A 14,840-nucleotide genomic window follows, 5' to 3' on the forward strand; every position below is an offset into this window, starting at 1 on the left:
AACCACTAACTTCACGGTCCACCATGCGCCTGCGAATCCTGCACACCACGACCTATCGCTACGAGCCGCCGGCCACGAGCGTGATCCAGATCCTGCGCATGACGCCCGGCAGCCATGACGGGCAATATGTGGCGGAGTGGCAGATCGACGTCTCGACCGACACCAAGCTCGACACCCATGAGGACGCCTTCGGCAACGTCACCCATGTGCTGTCCTGCGGACCCGTCGGCGACATCAAGATCACCGCCGAGGGCCTGATCGAGACCCACGACACCGGCGGCGTGCTGCGCGGCGCCGACGAGCGCTTTCCGGCCGGCATGTTCTTGCGGGCCACCGACCTCACCACCGTCAATCCGGCGATGACGGCGGTCGCGCGGCAGTTGCGCAGCGAGGCCGAGAGCGACACGCTCGGCTTCCTGCACACGCTGATGACGCAAATCAGCGATCACATGACCTTCGACGAGGATCCGACCAACAGCGGCACCTCGGCGGCCGAAGCGTTCACGCTCAAGCGCGGCGTCTGCCAGGACTACGCGCATATCTTCATCGCCTGCGCCCGCAGCGGCGGCGTGCCGGCGCGCTTCGTCTCCGGCCATTTCCTGCGCTCGGACGGCACGGTGCACCAGGATGCCGGCCATGCCTGGGCGGAAGCTTACGTCGACGGTCTCGGCTGGGTCGGCTTCGATCCCGCCAACTGCATCTGCACCACCGACGCCCATGTCCGCGTTGCGATCGGGCTCGACTATCTCGGCGCAGCCCCCGTGCGCGGCACCCGCTATGGCGGCGGCGCGGAGACGCTGACGGTGGCCGTGAAGGTCGAGCAGGCCGGCCGCGGCGGGCAATCGCAGTCCCAGTCACAGCGGCAGAGCTAGGCGCTGCGGTATCTCGTCACGAGGCATCTGCGGCGCAATCACGTCGCAGCGTTACAGCTGTAATCGACGACGGCCCGCGCTGAAACCGTCCCGTAGCGCCATCTCTTCAACCTCCGTTGTGATCCGTTTCCGCAACAGAGGTTGAGACAGATGCGGCTTCACGACAAGAACAAGAAGCATTCCGTGCCCCTGCGCGATCCCCACCAAGACATGCTTGCGGGGATCCGGGAGTTGGCTCCCGAGATCAAGGCCCGCGCCGCCGAGATCGAAGCCGCACGCCGCGTCCCGCCCGACCTCGTGGAACGGCTGCGGTCGATCGGGCTCTTCCGGATGTTCGTTGCGCGGAGCCATGGCGGGCTGGAGCTGGATTTTCCGGCCGGACTGGAGGTCATCAAGGCACTGGCCCGTCTCGACGGCTCGATCGGCTGGATCGCGACTGTCGCCGGAGCCAGCAGCCTCTTCGTCGCAGCGTCACCCCCGGAATTGTACCAGCGCATCTATCAGGACGGACCCGATACGGCGATCTGCGGCTCATCCCAACCGGGTGGAACGGCAGAGCGCGTGGCCGACGGTTATCGCGTCAAGGGCCGCTGGCCGTTCGCCAGCGGTTGCACGCACGCCGACTGGATCGGCGGGTTCTGCATTGTCACCGAAAATGGCAAGCCGGTCCCCGGCCCGCAGGGCAAGCCGCTGCTTCGCGTCGTTGTGTTGCCGGCGCGCGACTGGGAGATCGAGGACACTTGGCACGCGGCGGGGCTCAAGGGCACCGGCAGCCATCACGTCACGCTGCGGGAGACGCTGGTTCCCGAGGCCAATTTCTTCGATCTCGATGCCGCCCCGCGCCAGTCGGGTCCGCTCTATCGGGCGCTGCGCCAATGGCTGCCATTGGTGCACGGCGCATTCACGGTAGGCATGGCCGAGGGCACCGTCGATGACCTGCTCGCGCTGGCGGGCACCGGAAGGCAGCAATTGTACGCGGCCGTGCCGATGCGGGAGTCCGAGATCTTCCAGTACGATCTCGGCCGGATCTCCGCCGACCTCGGGGCCGCGCAAGCGTTTCATGAGGTCCAGGCCGCCAGCCACTGGCGTCACGCGCTGGCGGGAACGCTGAACGACGAAGACCTCATGATCGAGGGGTCCCGGTCCGCGACCTGGCTCGCCACGACCTGCGTCGGCATCGCGGATGCCTGCTTTGCGCTGGCCGGCGCCAGCGTGGTCTATGACAGTTCGCCGCTGCAGCGGCGCCTGCGCGACCTTCACGTCGCAGCTCAGCACGCTCACGCGCAGCAGCGGCAATATGTCGACGTCGGCAAGCTGGCCTTGCGTCGTGCGGCCGGACATGCCGGCTGAGCGCTCGAGCCGTGCTACACTCGCGGGATCAGACCTGACCCCGCGAGGTACCCCATGGCGACCGTAAAGCTGCTTTCGGACGATGAACTCTCCGCCGAGGCGCGCGCCGTTTTCGACGATATCCGCAAGGTGCGGAAGTCGGACTTCGTCAACAATTTCTGGCGCGCGCTGGCGCATGATCCGAAGACGCTGCGGCGGACTTGGGAGAGCATCAAGGAGGTGATGGCACCCGGCGCGCTCGATCCCAAGATCAAGGAAATGCTCTATGTCGCAGTCTCGATCGCGCATGGCTGCAGCTATTGCATCCATTCGCACACCGCGGGCGCACGGGCCAAGGGCATGACCGAGGCCGAATATGGCGAGATGCTCGCCATCGTCGGCATGGCCGCGGAGACCAACCGGCTGGTCACGGCGCTCGGCGTCCCCGTCGACGAGGCGTTTCTCGTCGATGCCGCTGACTGAGCGGCAGAGATAGCTGTTTCGCCGGAGAATGACGACCTCCCCCGGGGAATCGGGGGTTTCATGCCTCCCCGAAATTGGCTAGTAATTCCGCGCAAACGCGTTCGGGGACGGGAAATGACCTATTGTTGCGGAATCCTGGTTCGGGACGGTCTGGTGATGATCGCCGACACCCGAACCAATGCCGGGCTCGACAATGTCTCGACCTTCCGCAAGCTCCACATCTTCTCCAAACCCGGCGACCGCATCATGGCGATCGCCAGCGCCGGTAACCTCGCCATCAGCCAGTCGGTGCTGTCGACGCTGACCGAAGGCCTGGAGGACCCCACCACGGGCGAGGTCGAGACGCTGATGAACGCGCCGACCATGTTCCAGGCCGCCCAGCGCATCGGTCGGGCGATCCGGGCGGTGCACGCGACCGAAGGACCGGCGCTGCGATCCGAAGACGTCTCCTTCGACGTCTCCTTCCTCTTCGGCGGCCAGATCAAGGGCGCGCGCATGCGCCTGTTCATGGTCTACACCGCCGGCAATTTCATCGAGTGCACCACGGACACGCCCTACCTGCAGATCGGCGAGCACAAATACGGCAAGCCGGTGCTCGACCGCGCCATGCATTACGACGTCGAGCTGTACGAGGCGCTGAAGACCGGCCTGATCTCGATGGACTCGACCATGCGCTCCAATCTCGGCGTCGGCCTGCCGATCGACGTGCTGGTGGTGCGTAGCGATGCCTGCGATGCCGATCTCAACCACCGCATCGAGGCCGGCGAGCCCTATTTCCACGACCTCCGTTCGCGCTGGTCGGCGGCCCTGCGCGCGGCGCATCAGAACATTCCGCGGCCGCCCTACAAGAACGAAAAAGAACCAAAAACCTGACAGCCAACTTGAAGAGAGAAAAGGCAGGAAACGATGAGTGAAGCAAACAAGATCGCAGTGGTGACGGGCGCGGGCACCGGTGTCGGGCGCGCGGCGTCGCTGGCGTTGATGAACATCGGCTTCACCGTGGTGCTGGTCGGGCGCCGGCTCGACATGCTCGAGGAGACCGCAAAGCTCGGCCCCGCAGGCAAGAGCCTGTGCGTCACCGCGGACATGACCAAGCCGGACTCCATTGCCGCGCTGTTCGACAAGGTGAAGGCGACCTACGGCCGGCTCGACGTGCTGTTCAACAATGCCGGCATGGGCGCGCCGGCGGTGAACTTCGAGGATCTCAGCCTCGAGCAGTGGCAGGCGGTGGTGAACACCAACCTCACCGGCCCGTTCCTGTGCACCCAGCACGCCTTCCGCATCATGAAGGACCAGAGCCCGCGCGGCGGCCGCATCATCAACAACGGCTCGATCTCGGCGCACGCGCCGCGTCCGTTCTCGGCGGCCTACACCTCGACCAAGCATGCCATCACGGGCCTCACCAAGGCCTCCAACCTCGACGGCCGCATGTACGACATCGCGGTCGGCCAGGTCGACATCGGCAATGCCGCCACGCCCATGACCGATCGCATGGTCAACGGCCCCGGCGTGCTGCAGCCCGACGGCACCACCAAGCACGAGCCGCGCATGGACGCCAAGGCGGTCGGCGACGCCGTCGCCTACATGGCCGGCCTGCCGCTCGATGCCAACGTGCTGACGATGACCGTCATGGCCACCAAGATGCCGTTTGTCGGACGGGGCTGAAGACCTCTCTTCCCTCTCCTCGCTTGCGGGGAGAGGGCCTGACTCAAAAAACTGAAAAACAACCCCATGCACAGTAGGCGTCAAGGCGCCGCGAAGTCTCCCCGCAAGCGGGGTGAGACGGAATAAGTCCTGGCCCCGCCTCGACAATCGTCCTTACACGCGCGCAGAGCCGGGAAACAGCGAGAAAGCATGTCACAATCCCGAACTAAGGTATGAGCCACCTAGGGTAGAGCCATAATCCCGGCCATTACCCGGCGGCTCCGCAAATCGTTCGGAACGGTACAAATGGGTTTGGACATATATCATCTTCACATCGACGATGACGTCACTGATTTTCCTGTCATCATCGACGTCGAGCAGGCTCAACTTCAGAAGATCGTTCAATTCAGCCGCAAGAAAACAAATCAGTATATCGACTTTGAGCGGCTTCTTTCCGATCACGGATTCTCCGCGCGAGACTACTATCAAGCCCTTCATCAACGGGAGCTGTCAGGGATCGGAAAATTCTCCGACAGCTTTTATTTCTGCCCCACAGGCGAATCGGATCCGATGAACCCGACCCAGACGGGTCTATACTTTACCGACAAGAGAAGCTTTTTCGCGCCGAAGCCGCAACTGCCGCCAAATGTCTTGAAGAGATTGAAGACCTTCAAGATCAAGCAGTATCCGATGATCGATAGATTGGAGGATGTCGTCTACACCAAACAGATCGGGTATCAAAGAAACGCCGTCGCTGACGCCTTTTTCAACGAATTCCTCCCGGACGGGATGTTCGTTGAAAAGTCGTACGCGCAGAGAATATTCGAACTAACGATTGCTGAGGCACAGCAGGATTTCCGAACCAGCTTTCTCGACAACTGGGACGACCAACGCAGTCTCGTCGTGGTCTCCTGGTGAGAGACCACGCCTCCACGGTAGCAGTCTGGATTGCTTCGCTGCGCTCGCAATGACGGATGATAGAGCGGAGCCCTACTCCAAGCTCTCCACCTGCCGCAGCGCCGGAAACAGCTTCATCCACAGCAGCGCGACCGCGACGGTGCAGACGCCGCCGAGCACGGCCGCAGGCATCGCGCCGAGCAGCGCGGCTGCGACGCCGCTCTCGAACTGGCCGAGCTGGTTGGAGGCGTTGATGAAGAGGAAGTTCACCGCGCCGACCCGGCCGCGCATCTCGTCGGGGGTTGAGAGCTGCACCAGCGAGAAGCGGATCACGACGCTGATCGTGTCGGCGGCGCCCAGAACCGCGAGCGACAACACCGACAGCCACATCCACGACGACAGCGCGAACACGACCGTGGCGACGCCGAACACGATCACAGCCTGGAACATGCGCAGGCCCACATGCCGCGAGATGGCGTGACGCGCGAGCACCATGGTCATCAGCAGCGCACCGACCGCGGGCGCGGCGCGCAAGATCCCGAGCCCCATCGGGCCGGTCTGGAGGATGTCGCGGGCATAGATCGGCAACAGAGCGGTGACGCCGCCGAACAGCACGGCAAACAGATCGAGCGAGATGGTGCCGAGGATCGCCGGATTGCTGCGGATGAAGCGGACGCCGGCGAAGATGTTGTCGGCGTCCGTCCCCTCCTTGGAGACCGCCTGCGGGCGCGGCCGGATGAAGCCAGTCAAAATCATCCCGAGAATCCAGAACAGCAGCATCACGGCATAGGCAAGATGCGGCGCGACCGCATAGGCAAAGCCGCCGAGCGCCGGACCCGTGATGGTCGCGACCTGCCCCGCGCCGCTCGCGACTGCGGTTGCGCGCTGGAGCGATCCCTGCGGCGCGATCAGCGGCAAGAGAGCCGCAGTGGTCGGGCTCTCGAAGGCGCCGGCAATGCCGAGCACGAAGGTCGCGATGAAGATCTGCACCTCGCTGACCAGGCCGAGATAGGTGATGATTGCGAGATAGAGCGCGGTGGCGGCTTCCACGAGCTGGCAGAGCTGGACCACGCGCTTGCGCTCGAAACGGTCGGCGGCGTGGCCGGCGACGAACACCAGAAGCGCGGTGGGCAGGAACTGCACGAGGCCGACCATGCCGAGATCGAAGGCCGAGCCGGTGAGATCATAGATCTGCCAGCCGATCGCGACCGCCGCGATCTGGCTGGAAAAGCGCGACAGGCTGCGCGAAAGCAGGAAGAACAGGAATGCGCGGTGGGAGAGAAGTGCGCGGGCGGTGACCGGCGGATTCGAGGATATCGGCTGCTCTGTCATCGCCTCTTGGGTCACGCTTGGACCGTCCGCCCCCTGATTTCGACCCGCCCCGCGTGGCTGACGCAGGCCTGCTTGTCAACAGCGGGCGGCTCCGGCGGCCTTCCGGCATTGCGTTTGCAACGCACGCGCGGCCATAATCATTGAGGGTTTGGGGACATCATGCTTCGGCTGCAATCGGCACTCGGCGTTTTCGCATTGCTATTGATCGCCTGGGTGCTGAGCGAGAATCGCCGCGCAGCCTCGGCTCGCCAAGCAGCGATCGGGCTTGTCGCAACCTTCGTCACCGCGGTCGTGCTCCTGAAGGTGCCCGTCGTCGCGCGCGCCTTCGGCGCCATCAACGACGCGGTCGGCGCGATCTCGGCGGCCTCGCGCGCCGGCTCCTCCTTCGTGTTCGGCTATGTCGGAGGCGGTCCCCTGCCCTTCGATCTGAAGGTGCCGGGCGCCGATTTCATCCTGGCGTTCCAGGCGCTGCCGATCGTGCTGGTCATGAGCGTGCTGACGACGCTCTTGTTCTACTGGCGCGTGCTGCCGCCGGTCGTGCGCGGCATGGCCTGGCTGCTGGAGCGGACGCTGGGCGTCGGCGGCGCGGTCGGGCTCTCGACCGCGGCCAACATCTTCCTCGGCATGGTCGAGGCGCCGCTGTTCGTGCGGCCCTATCTGGCGCAGATGACCCGCAGCGAATTGTTCCTGGTAATGACCGGCGGCATGGCCGGCATCGCCGGCACGGTGCTGGTGCTCTATGCGACGCTGCTGGCGCCGCTCATTCCCGATGCCGCCGCGCATTTCGTCATCGCCTCCGTGCTGGGCGCGCCGGCCGCGATCCTCGTCAGCCTGATCATGGTGCCGGAGACGTCAGACAAGCGCACCGGCGGCGCGCTGGAGGATCCTGAGATGGACGTCTCCGGCCCGATGGATGCGATCGTCAAGGGGACGAGCGCGGGGATCGAACTGCTGATCAACATCGTCGCCATGCTGCTGGTGCTGGTGGCACTGGTCTATCTCGTCAATGCCGTCCTCGGACTGCTGCCCAATATCGGCGGCGCCGCGATCTCGCTGCAACGCCTGCTCGGCCTCGTGATGGCGCCGGTGTGCTGGCTGATGGGATTGCCCTGGGACCAGGCGGTGACCGCCGGCAGCCTGATGGGCACCAAGACCGTGCTCAACGAGCTGATCGCCTATGTCGACTTCTCGAAACTGCCGCCCGATACGCTCGATCCGCGCTCGCGCCTGATCATGCTCTACGCAATGTGCGGCTTCGCCAATTTCGCCAGCCTCGGCATCATGATCGGCGGCTTAGGGGTGATGGCGCCGGAGCGGCGCGAGGAGATCAACGCGCTCGGGCTGAAATCGATCGTCTCGGGAACGCTGACGACGTGCCTGATGGGCGCGGTCGTGGGGGTGTTGAGTTAGGCTCTCTCCACCCGTCATTGCGAGCGAAGCGAAGCAATCCAGACCGTCTCCGCGGAAAGATTTCTGGATTGCTTCGTCGCCAGCGCAAAATTGCTTCGCAATTTTGTCGCGGGCTCCTCGCAATGACGGCGGAAAGACCGCGCCTACGCCTTCAACTCCACCGTCCTGAACTCCGCCGGCAGGATCACCTCCAGCAGCTCCACGTCATCCGAATAATCCAGGATCATGTGCTTGATCTTCGGCGGCTGGGTCCAGGCGCTGCCTTCCTTCATCAAGGTCTCGCCCTGGCCGTCCATGTAGGTCTTCACCCAGCCCTTGAGCACGTAGACCATCTGGAATTCGACGTCGTGGAAGTGCAGCTTCGACACCTCGTTCGGATCGCAGGGGCCTTGCAGGCGGATCACGTGGGCTTGCGCGAGGCCGTGGCTGGCTTCGGCGATGCCGAGGTCGCGATACTTGGCGTAGACGCGCAGGCCGTCGGCCTTGAAGTCTTCCTCGCGGTGATGGCTGATGGCGATGCGCTGCTTGGGACGAGCGGGCTTTTTCGGAGCGGCCTTCGCCGGTGTCGTGCGCGCCTTTGCCTTCACCGCCTTGCGCGCCGAGGATCGTGCCACGGCCTTGGCTCCGCTCCGCTTCTTCACCGCGGCCTGGGCTGCACTGCGCGATTTTGTTTTCTTGGCCATGGGCCGCCTCCCTGTTGTTATAGGCGGAAGCTAGCACAGAACGAGATATCGTAGGGTGGGCAAAGCGAAAGCGTGCCCACCATTGCCAGATGCAATCGTGGAGAGATGGTAGGCACGGCGCGAGCGCGCCTTTGCCCACTCTACGATGCCGGCGCGCTGTTCAATGCAGCCGGAACACGCCATCCACGGCGCGCAGCTCGGCCGGCTTGATCAGCTTGGAATGCGCGACGGTCACCGAATGGAGCGGACCGTCGAGCTTCTCCTGCCAGAACGCCAGGAAATCCTTCAGCGCCGGAAATTTCGGAAACATGTCGTAGTTCTGCCAGACGTAGGTCTGGAGAAGCGAGGGATGATCGGGCATCCGATAGAGAATTTGCGCCGTCGTCAGCCCGTAACCCAAAAGCTGTTTCCGGAAATCTTCGGAAACGCCCCCACTCCGCAAGCCCATGCCAACCTCCTTTGCAGGAGCGCATTCAAGGGGCGGCTTGGTCGGTGTGCGCCTTACGAGCCACCCGGTACTGATGCGCTCACATGAGAGAAATGTGACGCAAACTGACAATCCATCTCAAGCCTAAAAGTTTAACAAGCTGTTGAAATTCAATGCTTTAGCAGCAGAGGCGGCTCCGTGCTAATACGGTCACCGGGCGGGTTAACGATGGTAAAGAGATTCTGGCACCCGGGCCTTCAGAGTGCCGATTTTTCTGCTAGAAGCCCTTGCCCCCGCAAAATTCCTGTCCTATTTCAGCCTCGCCTGTGCTAGCACTCGCGGGCACAGACTGCTAACGCCAAAAAATTCCCATACCGTGCAACTACTTAGGAGGACTGCATGAAATTCCGTCCGCTTCACGACCGCGTCGTGGTCAAGCGTATCGACGCAGAAGAGAAGACCGCCGGCGGCATCATCATTCCCGACACTGCCAAGGAAAAGCCCTCGCAGGGCGAAGTCGTCGCCGTCGGCCCCGGTGGCCGCGACGAAGCTGGCAAGCTGATCCCGATCGACCTGAAGGTCGGCGACCGCGTGCTGTTCGGCAAGTGGTCCGGCACTGAAGTCAAGATCGACAACGTCGACCTGCTGATCATGAAGGAAAGCGACATCATGGGCGTCCTCGACGTCCCCGCTTCCAAGAAGAAGGCGGCCTAAGAGCCCCCTCTCCCCACCAGCTAAACACCTAAGGAAAAATCCAGATGTCAGCTAAAGAAGTCAAATTCGGCGTCGATGCACGCGACAAGATGCTGCGTGGCGTCGACATCCTCGCCAACGCCGTCAAGGTGACGCTCGGCCCCAAGGGCCGCAACGTCGTCCTCGACAAGTCGTTCGGCGCTCCCCGCATCACCAAGGACGGCGTCACCGTCGCCAAGGAGATCGAGCTCGACGACAAGTTCGAGAACATGGGCGCGCAGATGGTGCGCGAAGTCGCCTCCAAGTCGGCTGACGCGGCCGGCGATGGCACCACCACCGCAACCGTGCTCGCGGCTGCGATCGTTCGTGAAGGCGCAAAGTCGGTTGCCGCCGGCATGAACCCGATGGACCTGAAGCGTGGTATCGACCTGGCCGTGGAAGCCGTGGTCGCCGACCTCGTCAAGAACTCCAAGAAGGTCACCTCGAACGACGAGATCGCCCAGGTCGGCACCATCTCCGCCAACGGCGATGCCGAAATCGGCAAGTTCCTCTCCGACGCCATGAAGAAGGTCGGCAACGAGGGTGTCATCACCGTCGAGGAAGCCAAGTCGCTCGAGACCGAGCTCGACGTCGTCGAGGGCATGCAGTTCGACCGCGGCTACATCTCGCCCTACTTCGTCACCAACGCCGACAAGATGCGCGTTGAGATGGACGACGCCTACATCCTCATCAACGAGAAGAAGCTCTCCTCGCTGAACGAGCTGCTGCCGCTGCTCGAGGCCGTGGTGCAGACCGGCAAGCCGCTGGTCATCGTCGCCGAGGACGTCGAAGGCGAAGCGCTTGCGACCCTCGTCGTGAACCGTCTGCGCGGTGGTCTGAAGGTCGCGGCCGTCAAGGCTCCGGGCTTCGGCGATCGCCGTAAGGCCATGCTGCAGGACATCGCGATCCTGACCGGCGGCCAGGCGATCTCGGAAGATCTCGGCATCAAGCTCGAGAACGTCACGCTCAACATGCTCGGTCGCGCCAAGAAGGTGATGATCGACAAGGAGAACACCACGATCGTCAACGGCGCCGGCAAGAAGGCCGACATCGAGGCGCGCGTGGCCCAGATCAAGGCGCAGATCGAGGAGACCACCTCGGACTACGACCGTGAGAAGCTCCAGGAGCGTCTCGCCAAGCTCGCAGGCGGCGTCGCGGTGATCCGCGTCGGCGGCGCGACCGAGGTCGAGGTGAAGGAGCGCAAGGATCGCGTTGATGACGCGATGCATGCGACCCGCGCGGCGGTCGAGGAAGGCATCGTCCCGGGCGGCGGCGTCGCCCTGCTCCGTGCCTCCGAGCAGCTCAAGGGTCTGCGCACCAAGAACGACGACCAGAAGACCGGCGTCGAGATCGTGCGCAAGGCGCTGTCGGCTCCCGCTCGCCAGATCGCGATCAACGCCGGTGAAGACGGTTCGGTGATCGTCGGCAAGATCCTGGAGAACAAGACCTACGCTTACGGCTTCGACTCCCAGACCGGCGAGTACGTCAACCTGGTCACCAAGGGCATCATCGACCCGACCAAGGTGGTCCGTACCGCGATCCAGAACGCAGCCTCGGTTGCCGCGCTCCTGATCACCACGGAAGCCATGGTTGCCGAGCTGCCCAAGAAGGGCGGCGCCGGTCCGGCGATGCCCCCGGGCGGCGGCATGGGCGGCATGGACTTCTGATCCAGCCGTTCAGATACGATACGGAATGCGAAACCCCGGCAGCGATGCCGGGGTTTTTGTTTTGGGGCGGCGCCCCGATGCAACGCCTTGTGGCGACCTGCGAGCGCACCTACAATTCAAAGGTGTATCCTTCGGATCACTAATGCTGCAGGATCCCGTGGAGCCCTGACGAGAATTGCAATGCCGCACCGCAAGATACGTCCGCTGCTGGCAGCCCTTGTCATCATCTCCGCTGCGGGCCTTTCCGCGCCGACGCCCCTAGACGCGGCGGACAACAATGACGCGATTGGGAAGATGGAAGGGACATGGCCGGATTGGCTTCCGCGAGCCGAGCAATGCCCCGCTGACTCCATGCCGGCGAACGCGGGCGCACCTGCTTTTTCGATCGAAGGATGCTCGGCTGCGGCGGAGCAGTGCCTTGATCGCTGTCGGGCGGGCAACGCGAGCGACTGCTACGCAGCCGCACTCGTCGTCCAGCGGATGATCAAGACCGGGCCGCTCTCCGATGCGCTGTTTCTGAGGGCCTGCAAGCTCGGCGTTGCTTCAGGCTGTACGAACGTTGCCGCCAGCATGGAAGACAGCGGCGACTATGCCTGTCCCAATCGGACGTATGAACTGGCATGCGGCCGAGACGATCCCTGGGCATGCACGATGATGGGATTTCACTTGATCAAAGGTATCGGCGTCGAAAAGAACAACGACCGGGCGCGGCGTTTCTTGGCGAAATCCTGCCGCTTTGGCGACACGGACGAAGCCTGCGCAAACGCGAAGGCCTTTCTGAAAGAGATTGGCGACTGAAGGGCTCGGCCCGACGACCTTCGGGAAACGAACCTTGCGGACGAATGAATTCCGGGCTCGGCGCTACGCGCCGCCCCGGAATGACGGCGGCGCCCCTCACCACACCTTCCCCAGCCGCTCCATGTGCGGCTCGCCGTCTTCGTCGAGCGACCAGATGATCCGCGTCACCTTGCCGATGAGATTGTCCATCGGGATGAAACCCATCACTGACATCAGCCGGCTGTCGGACGAGTTGTCGCGGTTGTCGCCGAGCGCGAAGAAATGGCCGGGGGGCACTGTGAAGACGTCCGTGTTGTCGAGATAACCGTTGTCGACGCAGTCGTAGGTTATGTAGGACGCGCCGCTCGGCAGCGTCTCGCGCCAGCGCTTGACCTTCGCGCCATCATCGGTGCCGCAGGCAGAACCCGCGGGCACCTCCTTCAGAGGGACGCGCGTCACGGGGCGATCGTTCAGGATGAGTTGCCCCTTCCGCATCTGGATGCGGTCGCCTGGCAACCCGACCACGCGCTTGACATAGTCGGCCGAAGTCCCCTTCGACGAGCGGAATACGACGACGTCGCCGTGTTCCGGATCGGCGGCCCGGAAGCGGCCCGAGATCCATGACGGCGCGAACGGAAAGGAATAGCGGCCGTAGCCATAGGCATATTTTGCGGCGAAGACGTAGTCGCCGACGACCAGCGTCGGGGTCATCGAGCCGGAAGGAATGTTGAACGGCTGATACAGGAAGAAGCGAAACAGGAACGGCGGCGACCACAGCACCGGGATCAACAGGATCAGGACGACGATCGCTTTCCATTCCCGCGGCCGGGCCGTAGGGCCGATCGTTTGCTGAAGAGTGGTCATTCGCTTGCCATGATCGAGATTGTGGTCGTCACCGTGAGATTACGCAACCTTCGCGCGCGTGCAATACCCACTCATGGTTTGGTCGCACAGGCGCGCGCACGCGTTCATCGCAAGCGTCGACAATGAACATGTGAAGGGCCGCCCGTGGGCGGCCCTTCTGCTTCATGCGCTCTCGGGCGCCTTCAGGCGCACGAGCCGGGTCAGGAGGGCATCGAGGCCCTCGCCGTTGCCGGCGTGGAGGTCGATGCGGCCGACCTTCTCGACCAGCCGCTCCAGCGACTCCAGCTCCTTGAGCCGCAGCAGCAGGGGGTTCTCCTCCATCAGGCGGGCGGTGTTCAGGAGCGAACGCGTCGCCGCGGTCTCCTCCTGCCGGCGGATCAGGTTCGCCTTCGCGACCCGCTCCGCCTCCACCACCTTGTTCACCAGCTCCCGGATCTCGCCGGGCAGGATCACGTCCTTGACGCCGAGCTCGGTTACCTCCACGCCGGACTCTGCGACGCGTGCCCGCACATAGTCGCGCAGCTCTGCATCCAGCGCCGCCTTCGCAGACAGCACCTCGTCCAGCGTCCGGCCCGCCACCGCCTCGCGGATCGCGAACTGCACCAGCCGGTACAGCCACGCATCCACGTCGGGCACGGTCGCAACCGTGCGCTCGGGATCGACGATCCTGCGGAACGCCGTCAGCGTCACCCGCAGCGCGATGCGATCCTTGGTCAGCATCTCCTGCGCAGTGATCTCGACCGCCTGGGGCCGCAGGTCGAGGCGCTTCACCTCGATCTTGCGGCCGACGGTCCAGAAGGCGTGCCGGCCGGGCGCAAGCCGCTCCACGAGCCGGCCCTCGACATAGAGCAGGCCCGCCTCGTGGTTCTCGACCACCGCTTCCATCACGACGGTCGAGCGGTTGCGCTCGATCATGGTCAGGTGCCGCGCGCCAACCCGGGGATCGGCGGACACATCGATGCGCTCGACATCGATGCGGGTCGCGACCTTCCAGTAGACGCGCACCTGCCAGGGCGTCATCAGATGCACGGGCCGGCCGTCGAGGCTGACGATGGCGATCTCGTCCGCCTTGGTCTCGATCGCCTCGAACAGCTCAGCGGCCAGATCAGGCCGCGCGGCCTTCAGCACCGCGTAGCGATCCGCGGGGAATTCGCTGCGCACCACGTCGAGCACCTCGGCCTTCAGCTCGTGCAGGGGATCGAACAGCCGGTGCTTGCCGGGCGCGAGCACGCGCACGAGCTGTCCGTTGCGCGTGAGCAACGCACACTCGCCATCCTTCACCGTCACGTTCAGCATCAGCAAATGCCAGGTCATGGCACGCCTCCATCATGTTGCCTCCGGCCGCACGCGGCCGGATAGCAGGTTTCGTTTGCAAAGGACGTGAGGACGCGGACGACGCTTCCCTAGAGATCGGCGGGCCGGGGCTTGAGCTTGCACGATGACGGGCGCGCGCGCGCGATCGCTCGACGCGTGTCGAGCGGTCATGCGGAGCCACCCGGCATCAGCGCAAGCGGTATCGACCCGCGGCGCAAAGCCGGTCTCACAGTGTCTAGGTTCGGACGGAATGCCTTTCGGCAAAACGGCCGGACTGCGACTGAAGCGCGCGTCCGGTCCTCGTCAGAGGTATCAGCTTTTCAGGCTGAAACGGAGCGCTGGAGCGGGATTCGAACCCGCGACAGGATGAGTAACAGTCATCTGCTCTACCAAACTGAGCTATCCTTTG

At 64.0% G+C, this 14,840-nt stretch carries 15 protein-coding genes and 1 tRNA gene; 10 read left to right on the top strand and 6 right to left on the bottom strand.

The annotated features are described in order from the left end of the window. The first annotated feature begins 23 nt into the window (after positions 1 to 23). The 6 genes from AB7245_RS28450 (at position 24) to AB7245_RS28475 (ending at position 5,246) form a co-directional block, all read left to right on the top strand. A complete protein-coding gene (locus AB7245_RS28450) occupies positions 24 to 872 on the top strand; it encodes a transglutaminase family protein (RefSeq protein WP_063982452.1) in 849 nt (282 codons plus the stop codon). Positions 873 to 1,022: 150 nt separating this feature from the next. Beyond that, positions 1,023 to 2,222 carry a flavin-dependent monooxygenase gene (locus AB7245_RS28455; protein WP_439035163.1) on the top strand — a complete coding sequence of 400 codons (1,200 nt, stop codon included), beginning with the start codon at positions 1,023 to 1,025 and terminating at the stop codon, positions 2,220 to 2,222. Positions 2,223 to 2,276: 54 nt separating this feature from the next. After that, positions 2,277 to 2,684 carry a carboxymuconolactone decarboxylase family protein gene (locus AB7245_RS28460; RefSeq protein ID WP_028154692.1) on the top strand — a complete coding sequence of 136 codons (408 nt, stop codon included), beginning with the start codon at positions 2,277 to 2,279 and terminating at the stop codon, positions 2,682 to 2,684. A gap of 114 nt (positions 2,685 to 2,798) precedes the next feature. Further along, positions 2,799 to 3,557, top strand: a complete 759-nt coding sequence (locus tag AB7245_RS28465; protein ID WP_028154691.1) for a proteasome-type protease — start codon at positions 2,799 to 2,801, stop codon at positions 3,555 to 3,557. A 33-nt stretch (positions 3,558 to 3,590) separates the two neighbouring features. Further along, positions 3,591 to 4,349 (top strand): SDR family oxidoreductase, encoded by a 759-nt coding sequence (locus AB7245_RS28470; protein WP_028150002.1) that lies wholly within the window; start codon positions 3,591 to 3,593, stop codon positions 4,347 to 4,349. Between the two features lie 285 nt (positions 4,350 to 4,634). Next, positions 4,635 to 5,246 (top strand): hypothetical protein, encoded by a 612-nt coding sequence (locus AB7245_RS28475; protein ID WP_166091693.1) that lies wholly within the window; start codon positions 4,635 to 4,637, stop codon positions 5,244 to 5,246. A gap of 72 nt (positions 5,247 to 5,318) precedes the next feature. Here the strand turns inward: AB7245_RS28475 and AB7245_RS28480 are convergent, their stop codons facing one another. Beyond that, a complete protein-coding gene (locus AB7245_RS28480) occupies positions 5,319 to 6,557 on the bottom strand; it encodes an MFS transporter (protein ID WP_439035164.1) in 1,239 nt (412 codons plus the stop codon). 159 nt (positions 6,558 to 6,716) lie between these two features. On the opposite strand from AB7245_RS28480, the gene AB7245_RS28485 reads away from it, so the two are divergent. After that, the gene (locus AB7245_RS28485; RefSeq protein WP_071912543.1) at positions 6,717 to 7,967 is read left to right on the top strand and encodes a NupC/NupG family nucleoside CNT transporter; all 1,251 of its coding nucleotides are present in this window, start codon (positions 6,717 to 6,719) and stop codon (positions 7,965 to 7,967) included. 143 nt (positions 7,968 to 8,110) lie between these two features. Here AB7245_RS28485 and AB7245_RS28490 read toward each other — a convergent pair whose 3' ends face one another. Together AB7245_RS28490 and AB7245_RS28495 are read right to left on the bottom strand one after the other, a co-directional pair. Beyond that, positions 8,111 to 8,650 (bottom strand): cupin domain-containing protein, encoded by a 540-nt coding sequence (locus AB7245_RS28490; RefSeq protein WP_166091685.1) that lies wholly within the window; start codon positions 8,648 to 8,650, stop codon positions 8,111 to 8,113. A gap of 160 nt (positions 8,651 to 8,810) precedes the next feature. Next, positions 8,811 to 9,098, bottom strand: a complete 288-nt coding sequence (locus AB7245_RS28495) for an usg protein (RefSeq protein ID WP_014494242.1) — start codon at positions 9,096 to 9,098, stop codon at positions 8,811 to 8,813. 378 nt (positions 9,099 to 9,476) lie between these two features. Between AB7245_RS28495 and AB7245_RS28500 the strand changes: the two genes are divergently transcribed. From AB7245_RS28500 to AB7245_RS28510, 3 genes are all read left to right on the top strand, one after another. After that, positions 9,477 to 9,791 carry a co-chaperone GroES gene (locus tag AB7245_RS28500; RefSeq protein WP_008139213.1) on the top strand — a complete coding sequence of 105 codons (315 nt, stop codon included), beginning with the start codon at positions 9,477 to 9,479 and terminating at the stop codon, positions 9,789 to 9,791. 44 nt (positions 9,792 to 9,835) lie between these two features. Continuing rightward, positions 9,836 to 11,476 (top strand): chaperonin GroEL, encoded by a 1,641-nt coding sequence (gene groL / locus AB7245_RS28505; protein WP_071912538.1) that lies wholly within the window; start codon positions 9,836 to 9,838, stop codon positions 11,474 to 11,476. Positions 11,477 to 11,656: 180 nt separating this feature from the next. Then, positions 11,657 to 12,274: a hypothetical protein gene (locus AB7245_RS28510; protein WP_439035165.1), complete on the top strand. Its 618-nt coding sequence runs from the start codon at positions 11,657 to 11,659 to the stop codon at positions 12,272 to 12,274. A gap of 96 nt (positions 12,275 to 12,370) precedes the next feature. Here AB7245_RS28510 and lepB read toward each other — a convergent pair whose 3' ends face one another. The 3 genes from lepB to AB7245_RS28525 all read right to left on the bottom strand — a co-directional run bounded on the left by lepB (position 12,371) and on the right by AB7245_RS28525 (position 14,836). Beyond that, positions 12,371 to 13,117, bottom strand: a complete 747-nt coding sequence (gene lepB / locus AB7245_RS28515; RefSeq protein ID WP_063982443.1) for a signal peptidase I — start codon at positions 13,115 to 13,117, stop codon at positions 12,371 to 12,373. Between the two features lie 162 nt (positions 13,118 to 13,279). Then, a complete protein-coding gene (locus AB7245_RS28520; protein WP_439035166.1) occupies positions 13,280 to 14,431 on the bottom strand; it encodes an SPFH domain-containing protein in 1,152 nt (383 codons plus the stop codon). 339 nt (positions 14,432 to 14,770) lie between these two features. Beyond that, positions 14,771 to 14,836, bottom strand: a tRNA-Asn gene (locus AB7245_RS28525). Between the last annotated feature and the right edge of the window lie 4 nt (positions 14,837 to 14,840).

Origin of the sequence: Bradyrhizobium sp. 604_D8_N2_3 (assembly GCF_051810765.1) — a bacterium.
Classification (GTDB): domain Bacteria; phylum Pseudomonadota; class Alphaproteobacteria; order Rhizobiales; family Xanthobacteraceae; genus Bradyrhizobium; species Bradyrhizobium barranii.

Coding starts and splice junctions, on each gene's coding strand:
- AB7245_RS28450 (WP_063982452.1), top strand. CDS start 24: ATGCGCCTGCGAATCCTGCACACCACGACCTATCGCTACGAGCCGCCG.
- AB7245_RS28455 (WP_439035163.1), top strand. CDS start 1,023: ATGCGGCTTCACGACAAGAACAAGAAGCATTCCGTGCCCCTGCGCGAT.
- AB7245_RS28460 (WP_028154692.1), top strand. CDS start 2,277: ATGGCGACCGTAAAGCTGCTTTCGGACGATGAACTCTCCGCCGAGGCG.
- AB7245_RS28465 (WP_028154691.1), top strand. CDS start 2,799: ATGACCTATTGTTGCGGAATCCTGGTTCGGGACGGTCTGGTGATGATC.
- AB7245_RS28470 (WP_028150002.1), top strand. CDS start 3,591: ATGAGTGAAGCAAACAAGATCGCAGTGGTGACGGGCGCGGGCACCGGT.
- AB7245_RS28475 (WP_166091693.1), top strand. CDS start 4,635: ATGGGTTTGGACATATATCATCTTCACATCGACGATGACGTCACTGAT.
- AB7245_RS28480 (WP_439035164.1), bottom strand. CDS start 6,557: ATGACAGAGCAGCCGATATCCTCGAATCCGCCGGTCACCGCCCGCGCA.
- AB7245_RS28485 (WP_071912543.1), top strand. CDS start 6,717: ATGCTTCGGCTGCAATCGGCACTCGGCGTTTTCGCATTGCTATTGATC.
- AB7245_RS28490 (WP_166091685.1), bottom strand. CDS start 8,650: ATGGCCAAGAAAACAAAATCGCGCAGTGCAGCCCAGGCCGCGGTGAAG.
- AB7245_RS28495 (WP_014494242.1), bottom strand. CDS start 9,098: ATGGGCTTGCGGAGTGGGGGCGTTTCCGAAGATTTCCGGAAACAGCTT.
- AB7245_RS28500 (WP_008139213.1), top strand. CDS start 9,477: ATGAAATTCCGTCCGCTTCACGACCGCGTCGTGGTCAAGCGTATCGAC.
- groL (WP_071912538.1), top strand. CDS start 9,836: ATGTCAGCTAAAGAAGTCAAATTCGGCGTCGATGCACGCGACAAGATG.
- AB7245_RS28510 (WP_439035165.1), top strand. CDS start 11,657: ATGCCGCACCGCAAGATACGTCCGCTGCTGGCAGCCCTTGTCATCATC.
- lepB (WP_063982443.1), bottom strand. CDS start 13,117: ATGACCACTCTTCAGCAAACGATCGGCCCTACGGCCCGGCCGCGGGAA.
- AB7245_RS28520 (WP_439035166.1), bottom strand. CDS start 14,431: ATGACCTGGCATTTGCTGATGCTGAACGTGACGGTGAAGGATGGCGAG.